The organism is Planococcus donghaensis (assembly GCF_001687665.2).
Taxonomy (GTDB): domain Bacteria; phylum Bacillota; class Bacilli; order Bacillales_A; family Planococcaceae; genus Planococcus; species Planococcus donghaensis.
The window spans coordinates 1,311,986-1,338,581 of the sequence record NZ_CP016543.2; the positions used below are offsets into that span (position 1 = coordinate 1,311,986).

The following is a 26,596-nucleotide window of genomic DNA, read 5'->3' on the forward strand; positions in this document are numbered from 1 at the left end:
TCGCTGTCAGGTTTTTGTCGTTATGTACGAAATATGGTAAGCTATTGAGCATATATTAAGGAGGATTTTAATGACACGCATAGATAATAGACAAACAAACGAATTGCGTCCCGTTACCGTGGACGTTGAGTACTTGATTCACCCAGAAGGTTCGGTACTAATCACAGTAGGCCAAACAAAAGTAATTTGTACCGCAACGATCGAAGAAAAAGTTCCTGGATTTTTACGTGGTCAAGGTAAAGGTTGGATCACGGCAGAGTATTCGATGTTACCTCGTGCAACAAATAGCCGAAACCGCCGAGAAGCTTCAGCGGGGAAAATCGGTGGACGGACTATGGAAATTCAACGTTTAATCGGCCGTGCATTGCGCGCAGTTGTGGACTTAGAGAAACTAGGTGAACGTACGCTATGGATCGATTGTGACGTCATCCAAGCAGATGGTGGAACACGTACAGCATCAATCACAGGAGCCTTTATCGCCATGACGATGGCTATTGGTAAACTTGAGTTACCTGATTTTCCTGTAACCGATTTTCTTGCAGCTACGAGTGTAGGCGTCACTGCAGAAAACGGACCGATTCTAGATTTGAACTATGTTGAAGATTCAAGTGCAGAAGTGGATATGAACTTAGTGATGACTGGAGCAGGACATTTTGTTGAACTTCAAGGAACAGGTGAAGAGTCAACATTTACGCGCGCTCAGTTGAATGAGTTGCTAGATCTTGGAGAAGCTGGGATTCGTCAATTGATTGCGATGCAACAAGATGCATTAGGTGAACTAGCTGAACGAATTGGCGAAAGGGTGCCAGCAGAACTATGAAACAAATAGTAATTGCAACTCAAAACAAAGGGAAAGCGAAAGATTTTGAAGCGCTTCTTGCGCCACTCGGATATGAAGTATTAACACTTCTAGATGTGGCACAAGATATGGACGTGGAAGAAACGGGTGTAACCTTTGAAGAGAACGCCATCTTAAAAGCAGAAGCGGTAGCAAAAGCACTAAATATCCCGGTTATATCTGACGATAGTGGTTTGGAAATTGATGCGTTAAACGGTGAACCAGGTGTATACTCTGCACGTTATGCAGGTGGCGAAAAAAGCGACAGTGCAAATATTGATAAAGTGCTTGAAAAATTAGCTGGCGTGCCAGAAAACGAACGCACAGCGCGTTTCCGTTGCGTACTAGCAGTTGCAGCTCCAGGACAACAAACACAAACTTTCTCTGGGTCATGTGAAGGCAAGATATTGGATGCACGCCGAGGCGAGAACGGTTTTGGCTATGATCCGATTTTTTACGTGCCGAGCTTAAAGAAAGCGATGGCGGAACTATTGCCACAAGAAAAAGCAGCCATTTCTCACCGAGGCAATGCATTACGTGAACTGAAACAAAGCCTTCCCAACTGGTTAAACGAACAAAGCTAAATCATTCAAAATTAATTTTAATGTTTTTTTAAAATAGCATTGACTTTTCTTTAAATCATTTCTATAATTAAAATTGTCTTTCAATAGAAAAGCAAAGTCGCAAGCGAAAGCCGGCGCCACCGTCTAGACTTGAAGAAAGCTTTCGTCTCAGTAGCTCAGCTGGATAGAGCAACGCCCTTCTAAGGCGTCGGTCGGGGGTTCGAATCCCTCCTGGGACATTATAGGAATGTACATAATCCGTAAAAAACCTTCTCCTTGTTCAGATGAACGGGAGAAGGTTTTTTGTATGCGTACAACGAACCCTGAAACCATTACACACTCAGGACGTATTATATTTTAGAAGATAGTTCTAAGCACTTTCTAGCAATAGAGAAAAGCCTTTTCGCTAATTACGTTGTCTCGAGGTTACTGTTTTCTACATAAAGGGAATATGATATGATTATGAAACACAAATGAGGTGGTAGAATGCGAAAGAAATACCGGGATTTGAAACGTAAGGGGAATGTTATTGTCTTTCCGACCACAGTGGAACGTTTACTGGCAGAAGGGATGACATATTTAAAAGAAGAAAAGTACGAAGATGCTCGGGACAGTTTGTATCAGGTACTTAGTTACGAACCTGAACACGCAGCTGCGCTGGGAGGCTATACATATTGTTTGTATGAGCTAGGAGAGTTTGGGGAAGCTCTAGAAGTGTGCAGAGAATTGTTGCAAATTGGTCCAATCCATTACTTGGAGACGATGGAGCTATACATAAGTATTTTAATGCAAGTCCGTGAATTTGAAGAAGCGGAAAAGATGATTGAGGTTTTAATAGAAGAAAAAGTTTTGCCTGAAGAGCGATTAGAGCAATTTCAACAATTGCGCGAACTAAACGAACGCATTGCAGCGAATGCAACGTCGGAAAAAGTTGATGCATCGCTTTATGCGATTGAAAATTTTCTAGCATTACATCCTTCAGAGCAAGAACAATTGATTCTATCGTTGCCGACAACTTCTTATCAAGCACTCAAAAAAAAGCTATTAGCTATTATTGAACATGTAGAAGCGGATTTGTTGACGAAAACATACATATTATTTATGCTGTCTCAAGAAAAGATTGATGCAGAAGTAAGAGTTCAAAAGTTCCATTATAAAGGGGTATTCATGATTAGTGAATTACCTGATCCAGTAAATGATGGACGTATCCAAAAAATCTCCGCTATTATGGAAGAAGCTTTAGAAAAAGACCCAACGCGACTAGAGTTGGTAAAGGAATTGTTTGAACGTCATATTTACTTGCTTTATCCGTTCATGTGGGATGACTTTAATGAAAAAGAAATAGCACAAGCGTATATGGAGTATACAGCTGGGTTATTTACTGGAAAGAGCTCCTTTGATGAAGATGAGAAGCTATTAGAGTTGATTCAACAGGCCGAACTTTGGTTTGAGATGCGGAATGGGTAGAAATAGTTGAACCTGTGTGCATCTGTGCTATAATATTGAAGTTGTCAAAAATCGTAGAGAACGTAAAATGACTTTTAAGAAAATGTTTGGAGGGCTTATAATTATGTCAGCAAAATGGGAAAAACAAGAAGGTAACACAGGGATTTTAACAGTAGAAGTTCCTGCAGAAGAAGTAAACGCAGGTCTTGATAAAGCGTTTAAGAAAGTTGTTAAAGAAATCAACGTACCAGGATTCCGTAAAGGGAAAATGCCGCGTCAAATGTTCGAAAAACGTTTCGGTGCTGAGTCACTTTACCAGGATGCATTAGATTTCATCTTACCTGACGCATACGCAAACGCTGTTGAAGAAGCAGGGATCAACCCAGTTGACCGTCCTGAAATCGACATCGAAACTATCGAAAAAAACCAACCACTAGTATTTACAGCTAAAGTAGTTGTAAAACCTGAGGTTGAGCTTGGCGAATACAAAGGTCTTGAAGCATCAAAACCTGATACAGAAGTAACTGACGAAGACATCGAAAAACAATTGAAAGAAAACCAAGAACGATTGGCTGAGTTGACTGTTAAAGAAGACGAAGCAATCGTTGAAGGCGATACTGCTGTTATCGATTTCGAAGGATTTGTAGATGGAGAAGCATTTGAAGGCGGTCAAGGAAATGATTATTCTCTTGAAATCGGTTCAAACTCATTCATCCCAGGATTTGAAGAGCAATTGGTAGGCGTTAAAGCTGGAGAAGAAAAAGACGTTGAAGTTACTTTCCCAGAAGAATACCACGCTGCTGAACTTGCAGGAAAAGCTGCAACGTTCAAAGTAAAAGTAAACGAAGTTAAAGGCAAAGAACTTCCTGAGCTTAACGACGAATTGGCAAAAGAAATTGACCCAGAAGTTGAAAGCTTAGAAGCGCTACGCACAAAAATGAAAGATAGCTTAGTTGCTGAGAAAAAAACAGCTGCTGATGCAAAACTTCGTGACGAATTGGTTCAAAAAGCTGCAGAAAACGCAACAATCGATATTCCTCATGCAATGATCCACACTGAAATGGACCGCATGATGAGCGATTTTGAACAACGTTTAACGCAACAAGGCATGAACCTTGAGTTATACTTCCAATTCTCAGGTCAAGACGAAGCTGCACTTCGTGAGCAAATGCACGGTGATGCTGAAACACGCGTACGCGTTTCAATGACACTTGAAGCAATTGCTAAAGCGGAAAACATGCAAGTTACTTCAGAAGACATCGATAAAGAACTTGAAAAAATGGCTGCTCAATTCAACATGGACATTGAACAGATCAAAACAGCTTTAGGTGGAACTGAAATGCTTGAAAATGATATCCGTATGCAAAACACAGTTGAGTTCCTAGTGGACAACGCTAAAATTTCTGAATAAGACATAAGCAATATATAAGTATTAGGGAAAACAAGGTGCGGAAACGTACCTTGTTTTCCACTACATAGAAGACCCATTTTATATGTACGTAGCAGCAAAATTGACGTTGAATCTAATTAGTTGCTACAATTACGATAATCTTGTAAGATAATTGCTTGAATAGGGGTGAATACATTGTTCAAATTCAATGACGAAAAAGAGCATTTAAAATGTTCGTTTTGCGGTAAACCACAAGAGCAAGTTCGTAAACTGGTGGCAGGACCAGGTGTTTATATTTGTGACGAGTGTATTGAGCTTTGTACGGAAATCGTAGAAGAAGAGCTTGGTACAGACGAAGAAGTAGAATTTAAAGAAGTACCTAAGCCAAAAGAAATTTTAGACATTTTAAATGGCTATGTAATTGGTCAGGAAAAAGCGAAAAAATCATTGGCTGTAGCGGTTTATAATCACTATAAACGCGTAAATTCTAATAGCAAAATTGACGATGTAGAATTGTCGAAATCGAATATCGTATTGATCGGACCTACAGGAAGCGGGAAAACTTTGCTAGCGCAAACTTTAGCTCGTATTCTAAACGTACCATTTGCAATTGCAGATGCCACTTCATTGACTGAAGCTGGATATGTAGGTGAAGATGTAGAAAATATTCTATTAAAGTTAATTCAAGCCGCAGATTATGATGTGGAACGTGCAGAAAAAGGGATTATTTATATTGATGAAATTGATAAAGTAGCCCGTAAATCTGAGAACACATCGATTACACGTGATGTATCTGGTGAAGGCGTGCAGCAAGCACTTCTGAAAATCTTAGAAGGCACAACAGCTAGCGTACCTCCTCAAGGCGGACGTAAGCATCCACATCAAGAATTTATCCAAATCGATACGACGAATGTTTTATTCATCGTAGGTGGAGCTTTTGACGGAGTTGATCAGATTATTAAACGCCGTCTAGGCAATAAAATCATCGGTTTCGGTGCAGATCCGAACAAAGAAGAAGTCGACGAAAAGTCGTTGCTTAGCCAATTGATTCCGGAAGATTTACTGAAATTCGGATTGATTCCAGAATTTATCGGCCGTTTGCCTGTCTTGGCAAGTCTTGAACAATTGGATGAAAAAGCGTTAGTTGAAATTTTAACTGAGCCTAAAAATGCATTGATCAAGCAATACCAAAAAATGATGGAGCTTGATGGCGTCAAGTTAACATTTGAACCAGAAGCACTTGTAGCAATTGCGCAACTTGCAATTGAACGCAAAACGGGTGCGCGTGGACTTCGTTCAATTATTGAGAACACGATGCTTGAAGTAATGTTCGATTTACCTTCTCGTGAAGATATTGTCGAATGTGTCATTACAAAAGAAACTGTTGCCGATAGCGTGCCACCTAAACTAATCTTAGAAGATGGTTCAGAGTATGTTAGCGACAACGATGAGAAAACATCCGCGTAATGAGTGGAATTTCACCCAGTAGGCAAAGTTTACTAGGTGAACGCTAAACCAATCAAAAGGATGATACGGGCTGACTCTGATCGTGCGCATCCGCACTTTCTGAGTTAGCCCGTTTTTGTTAAAAATATTCCCGGAGGTGACTTCACAGATGGCGAAGAAAAAAGGAACAAAACATGTGCCATTATTGCCGTTGCGTGGACTTCTTGTGTTTCCGACAATGGTACTGCATATAGATGTTGGTCGCGATCGTTCTGTGGCGGCATTAGAAAAAGCACTGCTAGAAGACAACATTGTCTTTTTAGCAACGCAAAAAGACATGAGCGTTGAGGAGCCGAAAAGAGCAGATCTTCACAAAATCGGGACATTGGCTTATGTAAAACAAATGTTAAAATTGCCAAACGGAACAATTCGTGTATTGGTTGAAGGATTAGAGCGTGGGCAATTAAAAAATTATGAAGAAGAAGAAAACTTCACGACAGTAGAAGTAACTCCTTTTGCAGATGAAACAGAAAGAGATGCCGAACAAGATGCGTTAATGCGTTTGTTGCTAGAGCATTTTGAGAACTACGCAAAAAGTTCGAAAAAAGTTAGCAATGAAACGTATAATACGGTAGCGGATATTGAAGAGCCTGGCCGTTTAGCAGATATGGTCGCTTCTCATTTATCGATGAAAGTAGCTGCAAAACAAGAAGTTTTGGAAACGTTTGATATTAGCAAGCGTTTAGAATTGCTAATCACGCGGTTACATAGCGAACAAGAAGTGATTGACCTTGAAAAAAAGATTAACCTTCGTGTTAAAAAAGCTATGGAACAAACACAAAAAGAGTTTTATTTGCGCGAGCAAATGAAAGCTATTCAATCCGAGCTTGGTGATAAAGACGGAAAATCAGCTGAAATTGTCGATTTAAAAAAACGAATTGAAGATGCAGACATGCCGGAATCAACGAAAAAAACGGCACTTAAAGAACTTGATCGTTACGAAAAACTCCCAGCAGCAGCTGCAGAAAGTGGCATTATTCGCAATTACATTGAGTGGCTTGTGACTATTCCGTGGTCTGAAGCAACAGAAGACCGTTTGGACATTAACTATGCCGAAGAAGTTTTAAACCGTGATCATGATGGTTTAGAAAGTGTGAAAGAACGTGTGCTTGAGTATTTAGCTGTACAGCAAATGACCAATTCTTTACGTGGACCGATTCTTTGTTTAGTTGGACCTCCAGGAGTCGGGAAAACTTCATTAGCAAAATCGATTGCTGAGTCACTCGATCGTAATTTTGTGCGCGTGTCACTCGGTGGCGTTCGTGATGAATCCGAAATTCGTGGTCATCGTCGTACATATGTCGGGGCGATGCCAGGCCGAATTATTCAAGGGATGAAAAAAGCGGGAACGGTGAACCCGGTATTCTTATTAGATGAAATCGATAAAATGTCAAACGATTTCCGTGGCGATCCATCTTCAGCAATGCTCGAAGTATTGGATCCAGAACAAAACAATTCATTTAGTGATCACTATATTGAAGAAACTTATAACCTCTCAAATGTTCTTTTTATTGCGACGGCAAATGATTTGGGGTCTATTCCAGGTCCGTTACGTGACCGGATGGAAGTTATCACGATTGCCGGTTATACAGAAGTCGAAAAACAAATGATTGCAAAAAATCATTTGGCGCCAAAGCAATTAAAAGAGCATGGATTATCTGCAGAGCAATTACAGTTTGAAGACGATGCTTTGTTAAATGTTGTGCGTTATTATACGCGTGAGGCAGGAGTCCGCGGTCTCGAACGTCAAATTGCGTCGATTTGCCGAAAAGTAACCAAGCAAATTGTATCTAAAGAAGAAGAACAAGTGATTGTTGGGGAAAAAGAAGTCGAGGCATATCTTGGGAAGCGAAAATTCCGCTATGGCATAGCAGAATCGGAAAACCAAGTAGGTGTGGCGACGGGACTTGCTTATACGACAGTTGGCGGAGATACACTTCAAATTGAAGTGTCGTTGTCTGCAGGGAAAGGCAAACTGCAGTTGACTGGTAAACTAGGAGATGTCATGAAAGAGTCTGCTCAAACAGCTTTGTCCTTCGTTCGAGCTCGCGCAGAATCCCTCGGCATCGATCCGAAATTCCATGAGTCGCATGACATTCACATTCACGTTCCAGAAGGCGCTGTTCCAAAAGACGGACCATCAGCGGGAATTACAATTGCAACAGCTTTAGTGTCTGCGTTAACGAAACGTCCAATTCGACGTGAAGTTGGCATGACTGGCGAAATCACTCTCCGTGGCCGCGTTTTACCAATCGGTGGCATTAAAGAAAAAACATTGAGTGCGCATCGTGCAGGGTTAAAAACCATCATTTTGCCAATCGATAATGAGCGAGACCTGGAAGACATTCCAGAGACAATCCGCAATGAGATGACGTTTAAATTAGTCTCTCAAGCAGATGAGGCATTGGAAATTGCCTTAGAAGGAGAAAACGAATGAAAGTTAATAATGTAGAACTAGTTATCAGTGCCGTTCGCCCGGATCAATACCCAGAAGACGGCTTACCAGAGTTCGCTCTTGCAGGCAGATCAAACGTTGGTAAATCATCTTTTATCAACAAAATGATCGGCCGTAAGAGCATGGCACGCATTTCCTCAAAACCAGGTAAGACACAAACTTTGAACTTTTATAAAATTGAAGAAAAATTGTTTTATGTCGATGTACCAGGTTACGGTTATGCGAAAGTGTCAAAAAGTGAGCGTGAAGCATGGGGCAAAATGATCGAACGGTATATTACTGACCGCGAGCCATTGCGTGCTGTTATTCAAATTGTTGACTTGCGTCATCCGCCAAGTAAAGATGATATCGCGATGTATGAGTTTATGAAGCATTTTGAAATCCCATGTATCATTATTGCAACAAAAGCGGATAAAATTCCAAAAGGTAAATGGGACAAGCATAAAAAAATTGTTCGTACAACTTTGGATATGGATAAAACCGACCCCCTCATCGTTTTCTCGTCTGAAACCGGATTAGGAAAAGATGCAGCATGGCAAGAAATTGAAAGCAGAATGTAAAACAACAAGCGTAGCCTTCGGGTTACGCTTTTTTGATTTTAGTATAGTAAAGTGTTGAAAAGGTTATAATCGTCCCAATTCACTTCACTATTAACAGTTAATTCCGACTAAGAGCGTTATGCTTGTGACGTGGAAAACTGTTTGCTAGTATTAATTTATAATAATTATAATTAGCGGTTAGGTTCATGCCTTGTTCACAATTTTAGAGCCAACATTATGCATAAAAGTGTTATACTTAATAAAGATGAAATATTGAACGTGAAAGGTGTTTTGTACCCATGCACACATTAGTGGTCGGTGTGAATTATCGCTCTGCACCTGTGGAGATTCGTGAAAAGCTATCATTTATCGAAACTGATTTACCACAGGCAATGGAAGCGTTAAAACAACAAAAAAGCATATTGGAAAATGTGATTGTTTCCACCTGCAACCGGACGGAAATTTATGCAGTCGTGGATCAACTTCACACAGGTAAGTACTATGTGAAACAGTTTCTTGCGGATTATTTTGACTTGCCGAAAGAAGAAATTTCACAGTACTTATTTATTCATGAGCAAGATGCAGCGATTGAGCATTTGTTCCGTGTAACAGCTGGTATCGATTCCATGGTATTGGGCGAAACACAAATTTTGGGCCAAGTAAGAAATAGTTTTCTTGCTGGACAAGAACATGGGACAACTGGGACTGTTTTTAATCAATTGTTCAAACAGGCTGTAACTTTAGCGAAAAAGGCACATTCGGAAACAGCAATTGGTGAAAATGCTGTTTCCGTATCGTATGCAGCTGTTGAACTCGGTAAGAAGATTTTTGGTAGCCTAAAAAACAAACATGTTGTTATTTTAGGTGCCGGAAAAATGGGCGAATTGGCGATCAAAAATTTGCAAGGTAGTGGAGCGGACCGAATAACGGTTATTAACCGGACGTTCGAAAAAGCTGAACTACTGGCAGATAAGTTTGGTGGCAATGCAAAACCGCTAAGCCAATTGCAATGTGCATTGTTAGAAGCGGACATCTTAATATCTTCTACAGGTTCAACTGATTTTGTCATTGACCTTGAATTGATGCAGTTTGTAGAGAAACTTCGCAAAGGCAAACCGTTGTTTATGGTTGATATCGCAGTACCACGCGATATGGATCCTCGCATCGGCGATTTACCAAATGTCTTCTTATACGACATTGATGACATGCAAGGAATTGTAGAAGCGAATTTAGCAGAGCGCGAACGTGCAGCGGGTGAAATCATGACAATGATCGATCAAGAAGCAATTCTGTTTAACGAGTGGCTATCAACGCTTGGCGTGGTTCCAGTAATTTCTGCACTTCGACAAAAAGCGCTTGGCATTCAGGCGGAGACGATGGCAAGTATCGAAAACAAAATGCCGGATTTGACGGATCGTGAAAAGAAAATTCTTAACAAACACACCAAATCGATTATCAACCAATTATTGAAAGACCCAATTTTGCAAGCGAAAGAAATGGGCGGTGCCCCTAAATCGCGTGAACAGCTAGAGTTGTTTATGCAAATTTTCGGGATCGAAGAGGAAGTTGAAAAAGAGATAGAAAAGCAGTCGAAAGCTCCACAGAAGAAAACAGATAAAGACGTTCTTCAAACCGAAAATTCATCAACTGAAACTCCCGGGTATTCATTTTAAGCTTATTAAAAGAGGCGTTTTCGAATCTATATGTTAAAATGTAGAGACGAAACGCCTTTAATTATGGAGATGAAGGGGAATGGGATGGCAGATTTAACAATGGCAAGGCTGCATGAAGCTATGGTTATTCTATATGCTGTCAGTCTTGTTTTTTATTTTATAGATTATTTATATAAAGAGAAAAAAGCGATTCGGATCGCGATGAGTTTACTAGGCCTTGTGTGGGTATTGCAAACGATCTTTCTAGGATTGTATATTTTTGAAACCCAACGCTTTCCGGTGTTGACGTTGTTCGAAGGGATTTATTTCTATGCCTGGTTGTTAGTAACATTGTCGATTGTTTTAAGGATATTTTACCGATTTGATTTTGTGGTGTTTTTCATCAATGTCATTGGGTTTATCTTTATGACCATCCATACATTTTCCCCAGTGCAAATCGAACGCTCACCTGTGGGGGATGCATTAGTATCGGAACTATTGTTTATCCATGTGAGTTTTGCGATTTTATCGTATGTGGCATTTTCGTTATCCTTTGTGTTTGCGACACTCCACATGGTGTTGTATCGCATGCTGAAAAAGAAAAAATGGACAAAACAATGGTCAAATTTACCGTCACTCGGCCAAACGCAGCAATTTATGACGATATCCATTTTAGTCGGGATTTCTTTATTGTTTGTGTCACTGGTACTGGGATTACAATGGGCGATTATTTCATTGCCAGAGTTTTCATTATTGGATATGAAAATTATAGGATCTTTTATTTTACTTGTTTTATACAGCTTGGTTCTTTGGCGACATCGCAAAGGATCGTTAAATGGTATGAATTATGCATTAGCTCATACGTATTTGTTTTTAGTGCTGCTCGTCAATTTCTTTTTAGGCAGCCGGTTATCTGATTTTCATTTTTGGTATTAAAGAGAGGTAGGATATAGTTGAGAAAAATTATTGTAGGTTCGAGAAGAAGCAAGCTAGCGTTAACACAAACTAACCAGTTTATCGATAAATTAAAAGCAGCAGGGGCACCTTTTGAATTTGAAATTAAAGAAATCGTGACTAAAGGCGATCGAATTGTCGATGTTATGCTTTCTAAAGTTGGTGGAAAAGGCTTGTTTGTAAAAGAAATCGAGCAAGCACTTTTTGATCGCGAAATCGATTTTGCCGTTCACAGCATGAAAGACATGCCTTCTGTGTTGCCTGAAGGTTTGGCAATTGGATGCATTCCAGAACGTGAAGACCCACGTGATGCGTATATCGCAAACGACCACGTGAAATTATTAGACTTGCCAGTTGGAGCAGTTGTTGGAACAAGTAGCTTACGCCGTAGTTCACAATTGTTATTGTTGCGTCCAGACCTTGATATTCAATGGATTCGCGGCAATATCGACACGCGTCTAGCAAAACTAAAATCAGGAGATTTCGATGCCATTATTTTAGCTGCAGCTGGGTTAAAGCGAATGGGCTGGAAAGATGATTTAGTAACCGAATTTCTTGAAGTGGATGAATGTCTACCTGCCATTGGACAAGGATCACTCGGAATTGAATGCCGCGTGGAAGATACAGAACTTCTTAGTGAATTAGCAAAACTAAATCATGAAGATACCGCTTTAGCAGTAAACGCTGAACGTAAATTCCTTAAAGATATGGATGGCAGCTGCCAAGTGCCTATCGCTGGATATGCTACCGTGAAAGATGGAGAAGTTACATTTACAGGACTTATTTCTTCACCTGAAGCTGACCAAGTGTTTAAAGAAATGGCGATTAGCCATGATCCAATCGAAGCAGGACGAATTGTTGCTGAAAAAATTAGTGCTCAAGGCGGTTATGACTTAATTCAACGCGTCAAAGCTGAAAGCAATGTCTAATAGCAAAAAACTGCTCGAAGGAAAAACAATCGTTTTTACCGGTTCTAGAAAACCGGTAGAAGCGATTTCTCATGCACAATCATTTGGAGCCAACACAAAGTATTTGCCACTTGTTGAGACAATAGTTCGCCAGTCAGAAAAGCCGGATTTCACGGAATATGACTGGCTCATTTTCACTAGTCGTACTAGTGCCGAAGTGTTTTGTTCGTTCAATGAAACGGTTCCTGTTAAAATTGCAGCAGTCGGTACTCAAACCGCAGCAGTTTTAGAAAAACATGGTCATCAAGTGGATTTTATCCCGAAAATGTTTAGTGCAGATCAGTTTATCCAAGAATTTCCACCTGTCTCAGGAAAAGCGAAATGTTTGTTTATCAAAGGACAAATGGCGAAAAACACTATTTCCACTATGTCCATGCAAGTCGATGAATGGACGGTTTACGATACGGTGTTAAATAGTGAAAACGCAAAAACTATTACACAATTCAAAGACGTGATCATTTTGTTTGCTAGTCCTTCTGCGGTAAGAGCATATCGTCAAGCAGGGGGCAATTGGTCGAACATCCAAGTCGCTGCAATTGGTCACGTAACGAAAAAAGCCATTATAGAAAATGGTGGTACAGTGGATTTTATGCCTGAGAGATATACGTATATTGAAGTGATCAATGAAATAGCGAAAGGAAGTTTGTCGACATGAAAGAATTGAATTTTAATCGTCATCGCCGTTTACGCGGTTCAGCTAATCTTCGTTCAATGGTTCGTGAAACAAGTTTACATAAAGAGGATTTTATTTATCCGATTTTTGTAGTTGAAGGAGAAAATGTGAAAAACGAAATTTCATCTATGCCTGGCGTATTCCAATTTTCGATGGATAACTTAGGTACTGAACTGGATGAAGTAGTAGACCTTGGTATTCCTTCTGTTATTCTTTTTGGCGTACCAAATGAAAAAGATGCAGTAGGAACGCAAGCTTATCACGATCATGGCATTACGCAAGAAGCCATCCGTTTTGCGAAAAACCGTCATCCTGAATTAGTCGTTATTGCAGATACATGTCTTTGTCAATATACCGACCATGGCCATTGTGGCGTAATCGAAGACGGTGTCATCTTAAATGACGAGTCACTTGATTTATTGGCGCGTACTGCTGTGTCTCAAGCAAAAGCTGGAGCTGATATTATTGCACCGTCAAACATGATGGATGGTTTTGTTGCAGCAATTCGTTACGGACTAGACCAAGCAGGATTTGAAAATACGCCAATCATGTCTTATGGTGTTAAATATTCATCTGCGTATTACGGGCCTTTCCGCGAAGCAGCTCACAGTACACCTCAATTTGGAGACCGAAAAACCTACCAAATGGACCCGGCAAATCGTATGGAAGCGCTACGTGAAACTGCTTCTGACGTTCAAGAAGGCGCAGATTTCATGATTGTGAAACCGGCATTGTCGTATTTGGATATTATTCGCGAAGTTCGTGATAATTTTGATATCCCAATCGTTGCCTATAACGTTTCAGGTGAATACGCAATGGTCAAAGCAGCTGCAGCAAATGGCTGGATTGATGAGAAGAAAATTGTTTTGGAAACTTTATTAAGCATGAAGCGCGCAGGAGCGGATATCGTGATGACGTATCACGCAAAAGACGCAGCACGCTGGTTGGAGGGAAAAGAATGACATACGAAAAATCATTAGCCGCATTTGCGGAAGCCAAAACATTAATGCCGGGCGGCGTTAACAGCCCGGTTCGTGCATTTAAATCGGTTAATATGGATCCGATTTTCATGCAGTCTGGAAGTGGCGCGACCATTAAAGACATAGATGGCAACACCTATATTGACTATGTTTTATCTTATGGCCCCCTTATTTTAGGTCACGCACAAGAAGACGTAGTGAAAGCCATTCAAGAAACGGCTGCACTTGGAACTTCTTTTGGTGCACCAACAGAACTAGAAAACCAAATGGCGAAATTAGTCATGGACCGTGTGCCATCAATCGAAATGGTGCGTATGGTGTCTTCTGGAACAGAAGCAACGATGAGCGCATTGCGTGTAGCTCGTGGCTATACAGGACGCGACAAAATCTTAAAATTCGAAGGCTGCTACCATGGTCATGGCGACAGTTTGTTAATCAAAGCAGGTTCTGGCGTTGCAACTCTTGGTTTGCCAGATTCACCTGGTGTCCCAGCATCAGTTGCTCAAAACACCATTACAGTCCCTTTCAATGACCTTGAAAGCGTTCGTTTAGCTTTCCAAGAGTTCGGCGATCAACTAGCGGCTGTGATTGTAGAACCAGTTGCAGGGAATATGGGCGTTGTTCCACCGAACGAAGGGTTCTTAATGGAACTTCGCAACTTAACACACGAAAACGGCACAGTGCTCATTTTTGATGAAGTAATGACAGGATTCCGTGTTGGCTATAACTGTGCACAAGGCTATTACGGCGTAACGCCTGATATGACTTGCCTTGGCAAAGTAATTGGCGGCGGTTTACCAGTTGGCGCATTCGGAGGTAAACGTGAAATTATGGAGCAAGTTGCACCGAGTGGTTCGATATACCAAGCGGGTACATTGTCAGGTAATCCACTTGCTATGCGTGCTGGCTTTGAAACACTTTCTCGCTTATCAGAAGAAAGCTACAACACGTTCATCGAACGCGGCGATCAACTTGAAAAAGGATTCCGCGAAGCCGCAACAAAATACAACATCCCGCATACAGTTAACCGTGCAGGATCAATGATCGGCGTATTTTTCACAAACGAAGACGTAGTTGATTTCGAATCAGCAAAAACGTCAGACCTTGAACTGTTCGCAAATTATTACCGCTTAATGGCGGAAGAAGGCATTTACTTGCCACCATCCCAGTTTGAAGGCATGTTCCTATCGACTGCCCATACGGAAGAGCATATCGCAAAAACCGTAGAAGCATTCCATACCGTATTTGCTAAACTCGCACGCTAATAAAATAAGTAGAGCTACCCTAAAAAGTTATGTAAGTAACTAATTGGGGTAGCTTTTTTGTGTGTTGAGTTTTCGGTTGTAGGAAATCGTTGTTTTCCGTTCCAATGCTCGCTTTCCGCGGACACGGCCTCAGCCGCTTCACTCACTGCGTTCGCTCCAGGGTCTTCAGCTCGTGTTATTTCCGCAGGAGTCGAGCATCTGCACTCCAAACAACTAGGCGTATTACTTTAATAGAAAGTTGTCTTGCTGAATAAAAGTAATATTTTTTAATAAGGTACCATTCTAAAATAATGATGAAACAATCCTCGTAAGCCACTTCGTTTTTTAACACATAAGCGACCGAAGCGGAATAAGAAAGCGACACAACCTACCCAAACCACTCCATAAAAGATGTCTACTCACTAAGCTTCGGCGCGTCCAAGGGCTAGGCGAAGCTAGAAGACAGGTGTTCTTCCTGGCTTCTGGCGGGAGCCATGCCCAAAGCGTCCGAAGCGGAATAAGAAAGTGACACAATTTCCCAAACAATCCCACAAATAGATGTCCACACTCTAAGCTTCGGCGCGTCCAAGGGCTAGGTGAAGCGAAAAGACCGGTGCACTTCCGGGCTTATCGCGTGAGCCATGCCCAAAGCGATTCTCACTATCTCCATCCTCATAATCCCGTAAAATTCTAGCTCCCTTCAAGAACTTCAAAATAACTTGACGCAAAAACCTTCTATTGAGTACAATAAGAGTAATTAGATATTCATGCGTTGATGAGGATAGTAGGGTATACGGGCATTTCAGAGAGAGGACCATTTGGTGAGAGGTCTTTATGGCGTATAGTTGAATGTCACCTCGGAGCAGTTGCCGTGAAAAGAGTAGCGGGAACCGGACTTAACATCCGTTATGAAACTTGAGAGCCAGGTCTGTAACTAGACCTGTGTATAAAGGTGGTACCGCGAAAAACTCCTTCGTCCTTTAAAGACGACAGGAGTTTTTTGCGTTCTACCAGAAACTAAAGGAGGAATTCCCATGACTGAACAAATGTCCACAAAGTACGATCCGCAATCGATTGAGAAAGGCCGTTACGATTGGTGGGTCGACCAAAAATTCTTTGAAGCCAAACCAGAAAGCGGCAAAACGCCGTATACCATCGTGATTCCTCCGCCAAATGTTACCGGCAAACTACACTTAGGTCACGCGTGGGATACTACATTACAAGACATCATGACGCGCATGAAACGCATGCAAGGCTTTGACGCACTATGGCTTCCAGGAATGGATCATGCAGGGATTGCTACACAAGCTAAAGTAGAAGGCAAACTCAAAGAAGAAGGCCGTTCACGTTATGATTTAGGACGTGAAGCGTTTCTTGAAGAATCATGGAAATGGAAAGATCAATACGCAGGTCATATTCGTGAGCAATGGGCAAAATTAGGTCTCGGACTTGATTATTCGCGTGAGCGCTTTACATTAGATGACGGATTGTCAAAAGCAGTACGTGAAGTATTCGTAAAATTATACGAGAAAAAACTTATTTATCGTGGCAAATACATCATCAACTGGGACCCGAATACGCAAACTGCAATTTCAGATATTGAAGTGATTCACAAAGACGTAAAAGGTGCTTTTTATCATATGCGTTATCCGCTTGCAGACGGCAGTGGACATATTGAAGTAGCGACAACACGTCCAGAAACAATGCTTGGCGATACAGCGGTCGCGGTTCACCCGAAAGACGATCGCTATAAGCAGTTAATCGGCAAAAAAGTTATTTTGCCAATCGTGGGACGCGAAATTGAAATTGTTGCAGACGATTACGTGGATCGAGAATTTGGAAGTGGTGCCGTTAAAATCACACCAGCTCATGACCCGAATGACTTTGAAATTGGGAACCGTCACAATTTAGAGCGCGTACTTGTTATGAACGAAGATGGATCAATGAACGAAAACGCGGGCAAATACGAAGGCTTAGATCGCTTTGAATGCCGTAAGCAAATCGTAAAAGACTTACAAGACATGGACGTGTTGTTCGAAATTGAAGAGCATATTCATTCTGTTGGTCACTCTGAGCGTAGCGGAGCTGTAGTAGAGCCTTACCTATCAACACAATGGTTTGTTGATATGCAACCATTAGCTGCTGCATCTGTAGAAGCGCAAAAAAATGGCGACGGTGTTAATTTTGTACCAGATCGTTTTGAGAAAACGTATTTACACTGGATGGAAAACATTCGCGACTGGTGTATTTCTCGTCAATTGTGGTGGGGGCATCAAATTCCAGCTTGGTATCATAACGAAACAAATGAAATTTACGTAGGGCACGAAGCACCAGCTGACGCTGAAAACTGGACACAAGACGAAGATGTGTTAGACACGTGGTTCTCATCTGCTTTATGGCCATTCTCGACTCTTGGCTGGCCAGAAGAAAACGATGATCTTAGCCGTTACTACCCAACGGATGCATTAGTTACAGGTTATGACATCATCAACTTCTGGGTATCACGCATGATTTTCCAAGCATTAGAATTTACCGGTGAAAAACCGTTTAAAGACGTGTTGATTCACGGGTTGGTTCGTGATGCTGAAGGGCGTAAAATGTCGAAGTCACTAGGTAACGGGGTTGACCCAATGGACGTGATTTCTCAGTACGGAGCAGATTCGCTGCGGTACTTCTTAGCGACAGCATCGTCTCCAGGGCAAGACCTTCGTTATTCAAACGACAAAGTCGAATCAGTATGGAACTTTGCCAATAAAATTTGGAATGCGTCTCGTTTTGCGTTGATGAATATGGAAGGCATGACGTACGATCAAATCGATTTGTCAGGCAAAAAATCCGTTGCGGATTCATGGATTTTAACGCGTTTAAATGAAACCATTGAACAAGTAACAGAGCTTGCAGAACGTTATGAGTTTGGCGAAGTGGGACGTTCACTTTACAACTTTATCTGGGATGATTTCTGTGACTGGTATATCGAAATGTCGAAGTTGCCATTATACGGTGAAGACGAAAGAGCGAAAAAAATGACGCGTTCGGTACTTGCTTATGTACTGGATAACACCATGCGTTTACTGCACCCGTTCATGCCATTTATTACAGAAGAAATTTGGCAGAACTTGCCGCATGAAGGCGAATCGATTACGATTGCCGCTTGGCCAATCGTAGATGACTCGTTAACAAACCAAAGTCAATCTTCTAGCATGAAGTTATTGATGGACGTGATTCGTTCGGTTCGTACAATTCGCGCAGAAGTACAATCGCCAATGAGCAAAAAAGTGCCATTGACGATTTCTGCAAAAGACGCCAACACGCATGCGGTATTAGAAGCAAACGCTGCGTACATCGAACGTTTCTGTAACCCTGAAACTTTAACGATCGGCGAAAACATCGTTGCTCCTGAAAAATCGATGTCAGCAGTAGTATCAGGTGCTGAATTATTCATGCCACTAGAAGGCTTGATCGATATTGATGCAGAGCTTGCTCGTTTAAACAAAGAGCTTGAAAAGTGGGCAAAAGAAGTAAAACTTGTTAGCGGAAAATTGTCGAACGAACGCTTTGTTTCAAAAGCACCTGAAGCAGTAGTTGCTGAAGAACGTGCAAAACAAGCCGATTACATGGAAAAACACGCAACAGTTGAAAAACGCATTGAAGAACTAAAAAACTTATAAAACGACAAAACCGCTTTCCCGTATTGGGAGAGCGGTATTTTTAATGGTTCATAAGCTAATAAGTTGAACTATGAAACTAATATTCCAAATCGCTCCGGTCACTTTGGGCATAGCTCTCGCAAGAAGTCAGGCGAAGAACGCCAGTATTCTTGCTTTGCTTAGCCCTTGGTCGCGCCTCCGCTAAGAAACTTACTAAATCAGGTATGCCTATATTTATACGTTATTTTTATAAAAGACAGTGGAAAAAAGGTGGAGAATCTAGTCTAACTTAAATAGAAATTATTTCAGTCGATCTTCTCGGTGAAAAGGAGCATGTTTTTCCATTTTTCGTATATGCTCTACAAACAATTCCGCAATGTTGTCATCATGTGTTTCATAAAACGAACGAGCACCCACAGGATCTTCGATTTCATTAAATACATGCTGTCCGTCTTCAAGTAGTAAAAAGTCTATGCCGATATAATCGCTGTTTAATGCACGAGCAATGCGCAATACATTTTTTTCTTGAGCAGCTGTTAACATGTATTTTTCGACAGAGGCGCCAAGTGAGTAATTGGCTTTAAACGAGTCATTAGAAATTCGTTTTACAGCCCCTACAATTTCTAAGCCGATCACATAAACTCGAATATCCGCTTGGTGAGCAACAACTGGTTGGAAAAGGAGGGGAGCGGTCGTGTTTGGTATATCTTTTTCTGATTGGAGTAGCCACACTTCTGCACCACCATGACCGTTCGCGGTTTTTGCAATGCATGGATAGCTGGGCGTTTGTCGATAACTTGGTATAGTAGGAACGCCGAGCATCATAAACAACTCAAAACTTTTCCATTTGTCGTTAGCAATGCGATTTACTTCTGCGCGATTGATCAAGTGAATGCCATGGTCTTCTAAATAACGAGCGGCTAATGGCCGCCTTGCGCGAAAGACAACTTGTTCACCCGCTAGAGTATTGGCCAACTGTGTAAGTCCATGGTCACTCCAGTCGTCCCATTCGACCAAATCAAAATCTCCAGATCGCTGTAATTCTTCTATAAATCCACGATTCTGTTGTGCATCCTGCGTTTCATACAGAAGTTTCATGACAAGTCCTCCAGTATATATGCAATCATGGCATCGGCGACATTGATTCCTGTGACATTTAAAATATTGCGGATGTGTGCAGCTGCATTGACTTCGCAAACGAGCGGCTGTTCACCTTTACCGTATAGTAAGTCAACACCAGCGAAAGTAGCACCGACTGCTAGAGCTGCGGCTAACGCGACGTCTTGTTGTTCTGAAGTAAGCTCAATCGGAGATGCCACACCGCCATTGGTAATGTTGGCGCGGAAATCCGTTGTGGAATGGCGTTGCATCGCAGCGACAATTTGACCACCTACAATATTGACGCGGATGTCACGACCACGACTCGATTCGATAAATTCTTGAAAAACAAAATCAATTCCTCTAAGGCTCTCAACTTTGTCATAAAATTGTTCTTCCGTTTCGATCAAATACACTTTCATGCCGAAAGAACCATGTCCTTCTTTTATAATCATGGGCAGCTTCAAACGTTCAATGACTTTTTCGAAATAACCGGAATTGATGATTGAGAAATTCGGGTACACTTTTGGCGCTACAATGGTTCTTGGCATGGGTAAACGTTGAGCAGCAAGCTGAACGTATTGCGTAGCTTTGTTATCGCATAAATCAATAACTGAAGGATCGTTATAAACGGGCACACCCCGACTTTTCAAAAAATAGCCTAGTAAAATATCCTTATCCAATAATATTGCGAAATCAGGTATACTCAAATTGACTGATAAATCCATTATAGTTTCATAGTTTTTCATAATTTTTACAGAGACCCCTGCTCGTTGTGCTGCTTCCGCAACTAAACTTGCTTGGTCTGCAAACTTATCGGAAACCAAGCTTCCGTTGTAGATCACCCAACAACTCGTCATATCCATTCCACCTTCGTGCTATAATCATACACAAAAAGTGTATCATGTTTATAAGAGAAATGAGGCTACTAATGATAATTGGACTAGAACAATATAAAGAAAAATGGAATATCCAAACCGATACGGCCATTCATCCAGGTTTAGAAGCCATTACGGCGGCACTAGACGAAGTTGGGAATCCACATAAAGTTGGAAAGTTTATTCACTTAGCAGGAACAAATGGAAAAGGATCTACTGCCACTTTTTTATCTAGCATTTTACAGGCTCATGGTTATTCTGTCGGTAATTTTTATTCCCCATGCATTGAAGATTTACATGACCAAATTCAATTGAATGGCAACCCCATTAGCCCGATAGAACTTGATCATATTATGCAACAACTTAGTCACTTAAAAACTCCATTAACTGATTTTGAACTGTTAACACTAGCGGCATTACTGGTTTTTAAAGAACACCAACCAGACTTTGCGATTATCGAAGCAGGAATGGGAGGGGCATTAGATAGCACGAACGTAATCATTCCTGAAATTGCGATTATCCCATCTATATCTATGGACCATACAAACTTTTTAGGAAATTCAATAGAAGAAATTACTCGGCACAAAGCAGGAATTATAAAAAAATGGCAGCCTGTTGCAATTGGAAAACTGCCTGTAAAATCGATAAATATTATTCGAGAAACTGCGAATATGCTACACGCTGACATAATCAGGCCAAAAGACCTTGGTAATGTCGAGTTAAAATTAAAAGGTCCTCATCAATTAGAAAATGCCAGTTTAGCTATGGAAGCTGCTAAAGAAGTACTTGGTCAAAACTTTAATGAAGAACAAGCTATTAAAGGCTTGTCATCTGCAAACCTTGCTTATCGATTTGAAGAAGTGTTTCCAGGCGTTATATTTGATGGGGCACACAATAAGGCGAGTGCAGAAGCGTTAGTGAAAACTGTGAAAGAGCTGTATCCAGACCACTCTGTCCATGTCGTAATGGGCATTCTTAAAGACAAAGATTACATAAATGTACTTCGTGAATTGGAAACTATAAGCGACCGATTTACTTTTCTGGATTTTGAGAACGAGAGGGCATTAGCGGCTGAAAAATTATTATTAGAATGCGCAATTAAAAGGAAGACAATTCTAAAAAATAATGATATATTACCTGTATACGAAAAACATACAGTGACTTTAGTCACTGGTTCTTTATATTTACTATCCCTTCTAAGAAATGATAATTATTCATTTTTCCGGCATTATCAAGATTAAATTCGAATATAGCGTTATGGGATGTAAAACAGAGAGGAAAGATGGGTATGGAGGGGAATACAAAACGTAAAAAAATTCTTTGGAGTTTCTGGATTTTAGTTGTTCCGGCAAGTTTACTGCTTGTCTATAACTTTTTTCCTCCGGTAGTAGAGAACCCTTGGAATTTGGTAGGTTATATAATATTTTTTGTATTGATGAGTTTAATGCCGATGAACATTAATGGGGCATCAACATTTTTAGTGCAATGGGTTACAGTTGCACTTTTTCTTAAATACGGAGTTTTTATCGAAATTTTGGTTTCGCAATTAGCGATGTTGATTGTGTTGTACCGAAGTCGTACACAAGAAGATCAATCGTTGCGAATTCCATTTAATTCACTTATGTTTTTTAGCGTTTCATTAATCGCAGGATTAACATATACGGCGATTGGTGGAGAAATCAATTCACTTAACCTCATCCATGTCATTGTGTTTGGGTTAATTTTTCAAGTGGTGTCAGTGCTCGTGAACCAAGTCATCTTTTACTTGTACGATTCCATAGATGGCAGTCCTGGTAAGTTTTTCTCGGTAGATGCAATTTGGGATTTTGTGTTGATGATTGTGATTTTCCCATACGCAATCGCTTTGTACATGTTTGAATCTTATATTGGCGTTGTTGCATTGCTCTTGTTAGGTATTCCTTTTTTAACAATGACAGTTGTAATGAAGATGTATAATAACTCTGAACAAATTAATATGGATTTGAAAAAAGCAGGAGTGATCGGCCACCAACTTGCTGACCGTTTGGAGACCAATGAAGTTTTCGATTTATTTATCGTAGAAGTAGCTAAATTGTTTAAGGTGGAATATGCGTACGTCATTGACTATCGTGACGGCTTACAGCAATTTATGCGCATTTATGAAAATGGTCAATTAGAGCCGCGTAGTATTCCTTCTATCTCCTATGAACAGGGAACCGCCGGAAGAGTTATATTGACAGGCGAATCTTTTATCTATAATGAAAAAAGCGATTGGCAAAATTTATCGACTGGAAATTTGCCTGCCGATACGGAAAGCATTATGGCTACTCCAATTGCCCGTAACAATAAAACTGAAGGGGTGCTCGTACTAGCCTCGAAAAAGAAATACGCATTTGCGAAACATCAGTTGAAGATTTTGGATATCCTTAGTACGTATTTTGCCGTGTCACTTGAAAAAGCAGGGTATATGCAACGTGTTATCGCGAAAAGTGAACGTTGTGGATTAACTCGCTTGTATAATTACCGCTATTTAGATGAGAGTCTTGAAAAACACATTCAAGAAATGAAAGAAGGCAAACTAGAACAATTGTCACTCGTGATGATGGACATCGATCATTTCAAAAGCATCAATGACCGGTATGGACATCAAAGTGGCAATGATATTTTAGTCCAGTTGGCTGACATACTTAGAGAAGAGATAGCGGGCGAAGGTATGGTGGCCCGTTATGGTGGGGAAGAATTTGTCGTTCTTCTCAGAAATTATAGTAAAGATTTAACGATGCTTCTTGCTGAAAAACTGCGCAAGCGAATAGAAAGTCACGAATTCCTAATCGAAACCGATTTGGCCAATGAACGTCAACAACAAATTATCCACATCACAATGAGCATTGGTGTGTCATCCGCGCCAGAAGATAGTGATGAAGGAATGTCCTTAATCCGGAATGCCGATCGAGCGTTATATATCGGTGCCAAACAAGCTGGACGGAATAAAGTTGCTGCTTATTCAAAATAAAGACTGTGAAAGAGTATAACTCTTTTACGGTCTTTTTTCCTATTTTAAATTGAAAAATGATAATTTTTTTAGTGAAAACATGTGAATTTATAAAAAACACTATTCAGAACGACTATAAAAATGTAATATTAAGTTAAGCAATAATATAGATAAAAAGTTTCTTTTATTAGGAATAAAAAGGAATATTAAAGTGTTTCTTTAAGGAGTGGCTGCTTATGGCTTTTAATGAAAAAGGAATGAGTTTAGTTGAAGTTTTGGCAGCAGTGGTTATTTTGAGCATCATATTTGTAGGCATCATGACCATTTTTCCTCAAATGACGCTATTTAATAGCAAGACAGAAACAAAATTGGACACGATGAATTTAGCAAGACAAGAAATCTCCCTTGTGTCTGGAGAGTCAGCGTGGATAGGAAAGCGTAATAGCAGCAATTCAGATATTTACGAGAATTTTAAAACGGTGCTAGAGACTAAAATGCCGGTCATAGGCTTTAAAAAAGTGACGCAGTATCCGAAATTTATTCGCTATGAAAAAGTGGATAATTACCGGTATGAAGCAGATGTTTATACAGAATGTCAGCCTTTCTTAGAGGCAGATGTAAATAATATGACTTGCAACGATCCAAGCTTAACGCAATTATACAAAGTACATTTGAAGGTGTATGACGGTGCGCGAATCAGCAGTCAAACTTATTCTTATATTAAATTCCTTGTCGAAGAGAAGGTTGATTAATATGAAAAATAACGAAAAAGGACTAACAATGATTGAAATTCTTGCTGCACTTGTGTTGGTTTCGCTTGTTGTTGCTGGTGCGTGGACGGCAATGTCGATTGGCTTTAAACATAGTGTTGTCGAGACTACAAAAACACATATACAACAAGACGCAGCTTTAGTAATTGCAAAATTATCAAGTGCGCATCGGAAAAGCGATCGTTATGTCATGAAATTTGAAAATGAGCAGCTCATGTTGAAAACTTGTTCTGATAAAACAGGGTGCGGATCTTTCGAAAAGCTGGTTGATAAAACCTACGACTTTAAAGGTACTTCTATCAATGGGGTTGTTTATACGGGTGCCTCATATACGGAAGTAACAATCACACCAAGAGAACAACATAACCCCATTACTTTAACACTCACGGCGGGTAAAGCTTCAATTTCACTAGATACAGTCTTAACACGACTCATCACAGGCATGTTGGAAACGGGGGAGAGACATGAAAGTTCTCAAAAATCAGCAAGGATACGCATTATTAGTTGTTCTATTAATCGTGGTTCTATTCTTTAGCTTATCAGCTACATTTATTGCAGGGTCTTTAAATCATTCGAAACAAGAGCAGACGATCGATGTCAACAATCATGCTGTAGCTGCTGCAGAAATGGGGACTTTGTACTTTACAACCGATTTTGAACGAGAACTTAAAATGTTGAAGTATGAAATGAACACACAAACACAGTTAAAACTAAATGCACTGATTGACTGCATTAAATACCCTCTTGGAAATGCGTGCAACACACAAGCTAAACGCGATCAATGGGAAGAAACTATTGAGCAAGAAATGAAGGCGATTTTAATTGGACGCATTATGGATAAAGTTCAATTGCTCAATACACAAATCGACGTTAAAAAAAGTCCGTTTACTGAAGAAAAAATTGATTACTCCATTTTAAAAACAACTACCGTGAAATTAAACAAAGAATTAAAAAATGTAGATTTGCCTGCCACTGTAGATAAAGAAGTCGAATCGATAAAAATCGAAATGAACGTGCAAGGAACTTCAGAAGGTGTTTTAAAAGAATTGATAGCCACATTTTTGGTTAAAATGCCTGACGGTTTTTTGAGTTCTGAGGAATCTATCAAAGTAGATACACTGCAAATAACAAGCAATGTGGATTTGAAGTATGAAAATGTATTCTCCTTAATTCCACCAACACAATCTTGTTCCGCTTTATTAACAAATGTTTTAAAAAGTATTGCGAAAGCCCCTTATGAATGTTTATCAGTCCCTGGAGAGAAATTGAGCACTTTTGTAGACCAAATTAAAACTGCCAAACTAGATCCGGTTGATTTCCGGGTTTATACAAACAGTTTTAGTGAGTATGTTTGTGATAAAAACTGCAATAATATCAATTTTCAAGGTGTCAGTGTAGTGGTGAAAGAAAGCGATGCATCTGCTTCAAATAACATCAATAACTTAGTGAACGCTCGTCTCATTATTAATGGGAAATTAGGGACTGGAAATAACTTGATGAACTTAGGGAAAAACGGGGTGAAACAATCACTAATTGTTAAAGAATTAGTGATTGATGGCAATATTAAAAATTCGGCGAATACTAATTTTTTAGTGCTTGGCTATAACAATCCATTAGTGCTAGCCAATTTGAAATGGGGAAATCATATTGAGATTTCCAATAATTCACGATTTTGTGTAGATATTGATCGTGTTAAAAGTTCAGATTTAAATCTTCTTTCTCAACAAATTATTTTTTCAGGCAGTGGCGTTATGTCTTATTATTCCGCTGATAAAAATAAAGTTTTTGAATTGAAAAATGCGTCTGGAGCAGATCGAACTGTCAAGGAAGGAAAAAACACATATAAAATGACAGATCTATACGTGAAGCGAGAAAGTTCGTACTCTACTTTCTTAGCAAATTGTGGCGTTTCAATAAAAAGCACAAACACAATGCCATTAGATGTATCGATTCCAGTTCCGATTGACATAGATATCGATTTGGAAATTGACTACTAAATATTATTAATGAAAATTGGGGGATTT

Annotated in this window: 21 protein-coding genes, 1 tRNA gene and 1 other annotated feature; of the genes, 20 read left to right on the plus strand and 2 right to left on the minus strand. The window is 40.2% G+C overall.

Annotation, left to right across the window (positions count from 1 at the left end; all coding sequences use genetic code 11):
- Positions 1–70: 70 nt before the first annotated feature.
- From rph to BCM40_RS06640, 15 genes are all read left to right on the plus strand, one after another.
- Positions 71–820, plus strand: coding sequence for a ribonuclease PH (gene rph / locus BCM40_RS06570; protein WP_065526636.1), 750 nt, complete (start codon positions 71–73; stop codon positions 818–820).
- Positions 817–1,422 (plus strand): XTP/dITP diphosphatase, encoded by a 606-nt coding sequence (locus tag BCM40_RS06575; protein WP_065526635.1) that lies wholly within the window; start codon positions 817–819, stop codon positions 1,420–1,422. Before rph ends, BCM40_RS06575 begins: the two co-directional genes overlap by 4 nt.
- Positions 1,423–1,566: 144 nt before the next feature.
- Positions 1,567–1,640: transfer RNA gene (locus tag BCM40_RS06580), tRNA-Arg, on the plus strand.
- A 247-nt stretch (positions 1,641–1,887) separates the two neighbouring features.
- Positions 1,888–2,868, plus strand: coding sequence for a tetratricopeptide repeat protein (locus BCM40_RS06585; RefSeq protein ID WP_065526634.1), 981 nt, complete (start codon positions 1,888–1,890; stop codon positions 2,866–2,868).
- Between the two features lie 103 nt (positions 2,869–2,971).
- Positions 2,972–4,258, plus strand: a complete 1,287-nt coding sequence (gene tig, locus BCM40_RS06590; protein WP_065526633.1) for a trigger factor — start codon at positions 2,972–2,974, stop codon at positions 4,256–4,258.
- Positions 4,259–4,432: 174 nt separating this feature from the next.
- Positions 4,433–5,704: an ATP-dependent protease ATP-binding subunit ClpX gene (clpX, locus tag BCM40_RS06595; protein ID WP_065526632.1), complete on the plus strand. Its 1,272-nt coding sequence runs from the start codon at positions 4,433–4,435 to the stop codon at positions 5,702–5,704.
- Positions 5,705–5,852: 148 nt separating this feature from the next.
- Positions 5,853–8,180: an endopeptidase La gene (gene lon / locus BCM40_RS06600; protein ID WP_065526631.1), complete on the plus strand. Its 2,328-nt coding sequence runs from the start codon at positions 5,853–5,855 to the stop codon at positions 8,178–8,180.
- Positions 8,177–8,758: a ribosome biogenesis GTP-binding protein YihA/YsxC gene (gene yihA, locus BCM40_RS06605; protein WP_065526630.1), complete on the plus strand. Its 582-nt coding sequence runs from the start codon at positions 8,177–8,179 to the stop codon at positions 8,756–8,758. The genes lon and yihA overlap by 4 nt, the downstream gene beginning before the upstream one ends.
- Before the next feature lie 278 nt (positions 8,759–9,036).
- Positions 9,037–10,410: a glutamyl-tRNA reductase gene (gene hemA, locus BCM40_RS06610; RefSeq protein ID WP_065526629.1), complete on the plus strand. Its 1,374-nt coding sequence runs from the start codon at positions 9,037–9,039 to the stop codon at positions 10,408–10,410.
- An 84-nt stretch (positions 10,411–10,494) separates the two neighbouring features.
- Positions 10,495–11,325, plus strand: coding sequence for a cytochrome c biogenesis protein CcsA (gene ccsA / locus BCM40_RS06615; protein WP_065526628.1), 831 nt, complete (start codon positions 10,495–10,497; stop codon positions 11,323–11,325).
- A gap of 17 nt (positions 11,326–11,342) precedes the next feature.
- A complete protein-coding gene (gene hemC, locus BCM40_RS06620) occupies positions 11,343–12,272 on the plus strand; it encodes a hydroxymethylbilane synthase (protein ID WP_065526627.1) in 930 nt (309 codons plus the stop codon).
- Positions 12,265–12,966 (plus strand): uroporphyrinogen-III synthase, encoded by a 702-nt coding sequence (locus tag BCM40_RS06625; protein ID WP_065526626.1) that lies wholly within the window; start codon positions 12,265–12,267, stop codon positions 12,964–12,966. The genes hemC and BCM40_RS06625 overlap by 8 nt, the downstream gene beginning before the upstream one ends.
- Positions 12,963–13,946, plus strand: a complete 984-nt coding sequence (hemB, locus tag BCM40_RS06630) for a porphobilinogen synthase (protein ID WP_065526625.1) — start codon at positions 12,963–12,965, stop codon at positions 13,944–13,946. The genes BCM40_RS06625 and hemB overlap by 4 nt, the downstream gene beginning before the upstream one ends.
- Positions 13,943–15,229 (plus strand): glutamate-1-semialdehyde 2,1-aminomutase, encoded by a 1,287-nt coding sequence (gene hemL / locus BCM40_RS06635; RefSeq protein WP_065526624.1) that lies wholly within the window; start codon positions 13,943–13,945, stop codon positions 15,227–15,229. The genes hemB and hemL overlap by 4 nt, the downstream gene beginning before the upstream one ends.
- Positions 15,230–15,971: 742 nt before the next feature.
- Positions 15,972–16,192 (plus strand) — a binding site (T-box leader).
- A 50-nt stretch (positions 16,193–16,242) separates the two neighbouring features.
- Positions 16,243–18,876, plus strand: a complete 2,634-nt coding sequence (locus BCM40_RS06640; RefSeq protein WP_065526623.1) for a valine--tRNA ligase — start codon at positions 16,243–16,245, stop codon at positions 18,874–18,876.
- 279 nt (positions 18,877–19,155) lie between these two features.
- Here the strand turns inward: BCM40_RS06640 and BCM40_RS06645 are convergent, their stop codons facing one another.
- Both BCM40_RS06645 and BCM40_RS06650 read right to left on the minus strand, forming a co-directional pair.
- A complete protein-coding gene (locus tag BCM40_RS06645; RefSeq protein ID WP_065526622.1) occupies positions 19,156–19,953 on the minus strand; it encodes an ATP-grasp domain-containing protein in 798 nt (265 codons plus the stop codon).
- Positions 19,950–20,813 (minus strand): ATP-grasp domain-containing protein, encoded by an 864-nt coding sequence (locus BCM40_RS06650; RefSeq protein WP_065526621.1) that lies wholly within the window; start codon positions 20,811–20,813, stop codon positions 19,950–19,952. The genes BCM40_RS06645 and BCM40_RS06650 overlap by 4 nt, the downstream gene beginning before the upstream one ends.
- A gap of 71 nt (positions 20,814–20,884) precedes the next feature.
- On the opposite strand from BCM40_RS06650, the gene BCM40_RS06655 reads away from it, so the two are divergent.
- From BCM40_RS06655 to BCM40_RS06675, 5 genes are all read left to right on the plus strand, one after another.
- The gene (locus tag BCM40_RS06655; protein ID WP_065526620.1) at positions 20,885–22,072 is read left to right on the plus strand and encodes a bifunctional folylpolyglutamate synthase/dihydrofolate synthase; all 1,188 of its coding nucleotides are present in this window, start codon (positions 20,885–20,887) and stop codon (positions 22,070–22,072) included.
- A gap of 47 nt (positions 22,073–22,119) precedes the next feature.
- Entirely contained in the window at positions 22,120–23,823 is a 1,704-nt protein-coding gene (locus BCM40_RS06660) for a sensor domain-containing diguanylate cyclase (RefSeq protein ID WP_065526619.1), read from the plus strand.
- A 215-nt stretch (positions 23,824–24,038) separates the two neighbouring features.
- Positions 24,039–24,554, plus strand: coding sequence for a type IV pilus modification PilV family protein (locus BCM40_RS06665; RefSeq protein WP_065526618.1), 516 nt, complete (start codon positions 24,039–24,041; stop codon positions 24,552–24,554).
- 1 nt (position 24,555) lies between these two features.
- Entirely contained in the window at positions 24,556–25,107 is a 552-nt protein-coding gene (locus BCM40_RS06670; protein WP_065526617.1) for a PilW family protein, read from the plus strand.
- A complete protein-coding gene (locus tag BCM40_RS06675; protein WP_065526616.1) occupies positions 25,037–26,569 on the plus strand; it encodes a hypothetical protein in 1,533 nt (510 codons plus the stop codon). The genes BCM40_RS06670 and BCM40_RS06675 overlap by 71 nt, the downstream gene beginning before the upstream one ends.
- Positions 26,570–26,596: the final 27 nt, after the last annotated feature.

Bases quoted from the DNA above. Each gene is read 5' to 3' on its own strand.
- tig (WP_065526633.1), top strand. From the start codon at position 2,972: ATGTCAGCAAAATGGGAAAAACAAGAAGGTAACACAGGGATTTTAACA.
- hemL (WP_065526624.1), top strand. From the start codon at position 13,943: ATGACATACGAAAAATCATTAGCCGCATTTGCGGAAGCCAAAACATTA.
- BCM40_RS06655 (WP_065526620.1), top strand. From the start codon at position 20,885: ATGATAATTGGACTAGAACAATATAAAGAAAAATGGAATATCCAAACC.
- BCM40_RS06575 (WP_065526635.1), top strand. From the start codon at position 817: ATGAAACAAATAGTAATTGCAACTCAAAACAAAGGGAAAGCGAAAGAT.
- BCM40_RS06665 (WP_065526618.1), top strand. From the start codon at position 24,039: ATGGCTTTTAATGAAAAAGGAATGAGTTTAGTTGAAGTTTTGGCAGCA.
- BCM40_RS06670 (WP_065526617.1), top strand. From the start codon at position 24,556: ATGAAAAATAACGAAAAAGGACTAACAATGATTGAAATTCTTGCTGCA.
- ccsA (WP_065526628.1), top strand. From the start codon at position 10,495: ATGGCAGATTTAACAATGGCAAGGCTGCATGAAGCTATGGTTATTCTA.
- BCM40_RS06650 (WP_065526621.1), bottom strand. From the start codon at position 20,813: ATGACGAGTTGTTGGGTGATCTACAACGGAAGCTTGGTTTCCGATAAG.
- BCM40_RS06625 (WP_065526626.1), top strand. From the start codon at position 12,265: ATGTCTAATAGCAAAAAACTGCTCGAAGGAAAAACAATCGTTTTTACC.
- BCM40_RS06585 (WP_065526634.1), top strand. From the start codon at position 1,888: ATGCGAAAGAAATACCGGGATTTGAAACGTAAGGGGAATGTTATTGTC.
- hemA (WP_065526629.1), top strand. From the start codon at position 9,037: ATGCACACATTAGTGGTCGGTGTGAATTATCGCTCTGCACCTGTGGAG.
- BCM40_RS06645 (WP_065526622.1), bottom strand. From the start codon at position 19,953: ATGAAACTTCTGTATGAAACGCAGGATGCACAACAGAATCGTGGATTT.
- hemB (WP_065526625.1), top strand. From the start codon at position 12,963: ATGAAAGAATTGAATTTTAATCGTCATCGCCGTTTACGCGGTTCAGCT.
- BCM40_RS06675 (WP_065526616.1), top strand. From the start codon at position 25,037: ATGAAAGTTCTCAAAAATCAGCAAGGATACGCATTATTAGTTGTTCTA.
- lon (WP_065526631.1), top strand. From the start codon at position 5,853: ATGGCGAAGAAAAAAGGAACAAAACATGTGCCATTATTGCCGTTGCGT.
- rph (WP_065526636.1), top strand. From the start codon at position 71: ATGACACGCATAGATAATAGACAAACAAACGAATTGCGTCCCGTTACC.
- yihA (WP_065526630.1), top strand. From the start codon at position 8,177: ATGAAAGTTAATAATGTAGAACTAGTTATCAGTGCCGTTCGCCCGGAT.
- BCM40_RS06660 (WP_065526619.1), top strand. From the start codon at position 22,120: ATGGAGGGGAATACAAAACGTAAAAAAATTCTTTGGAGTTTCTGGATT.
- BCM40_RS06640 (WP_065526623.1), top strand. From the start codon at position 16,243: ATGACTGAACAAATGTCCACAAAGTACGATCCGCAATCGATTGAGAAA.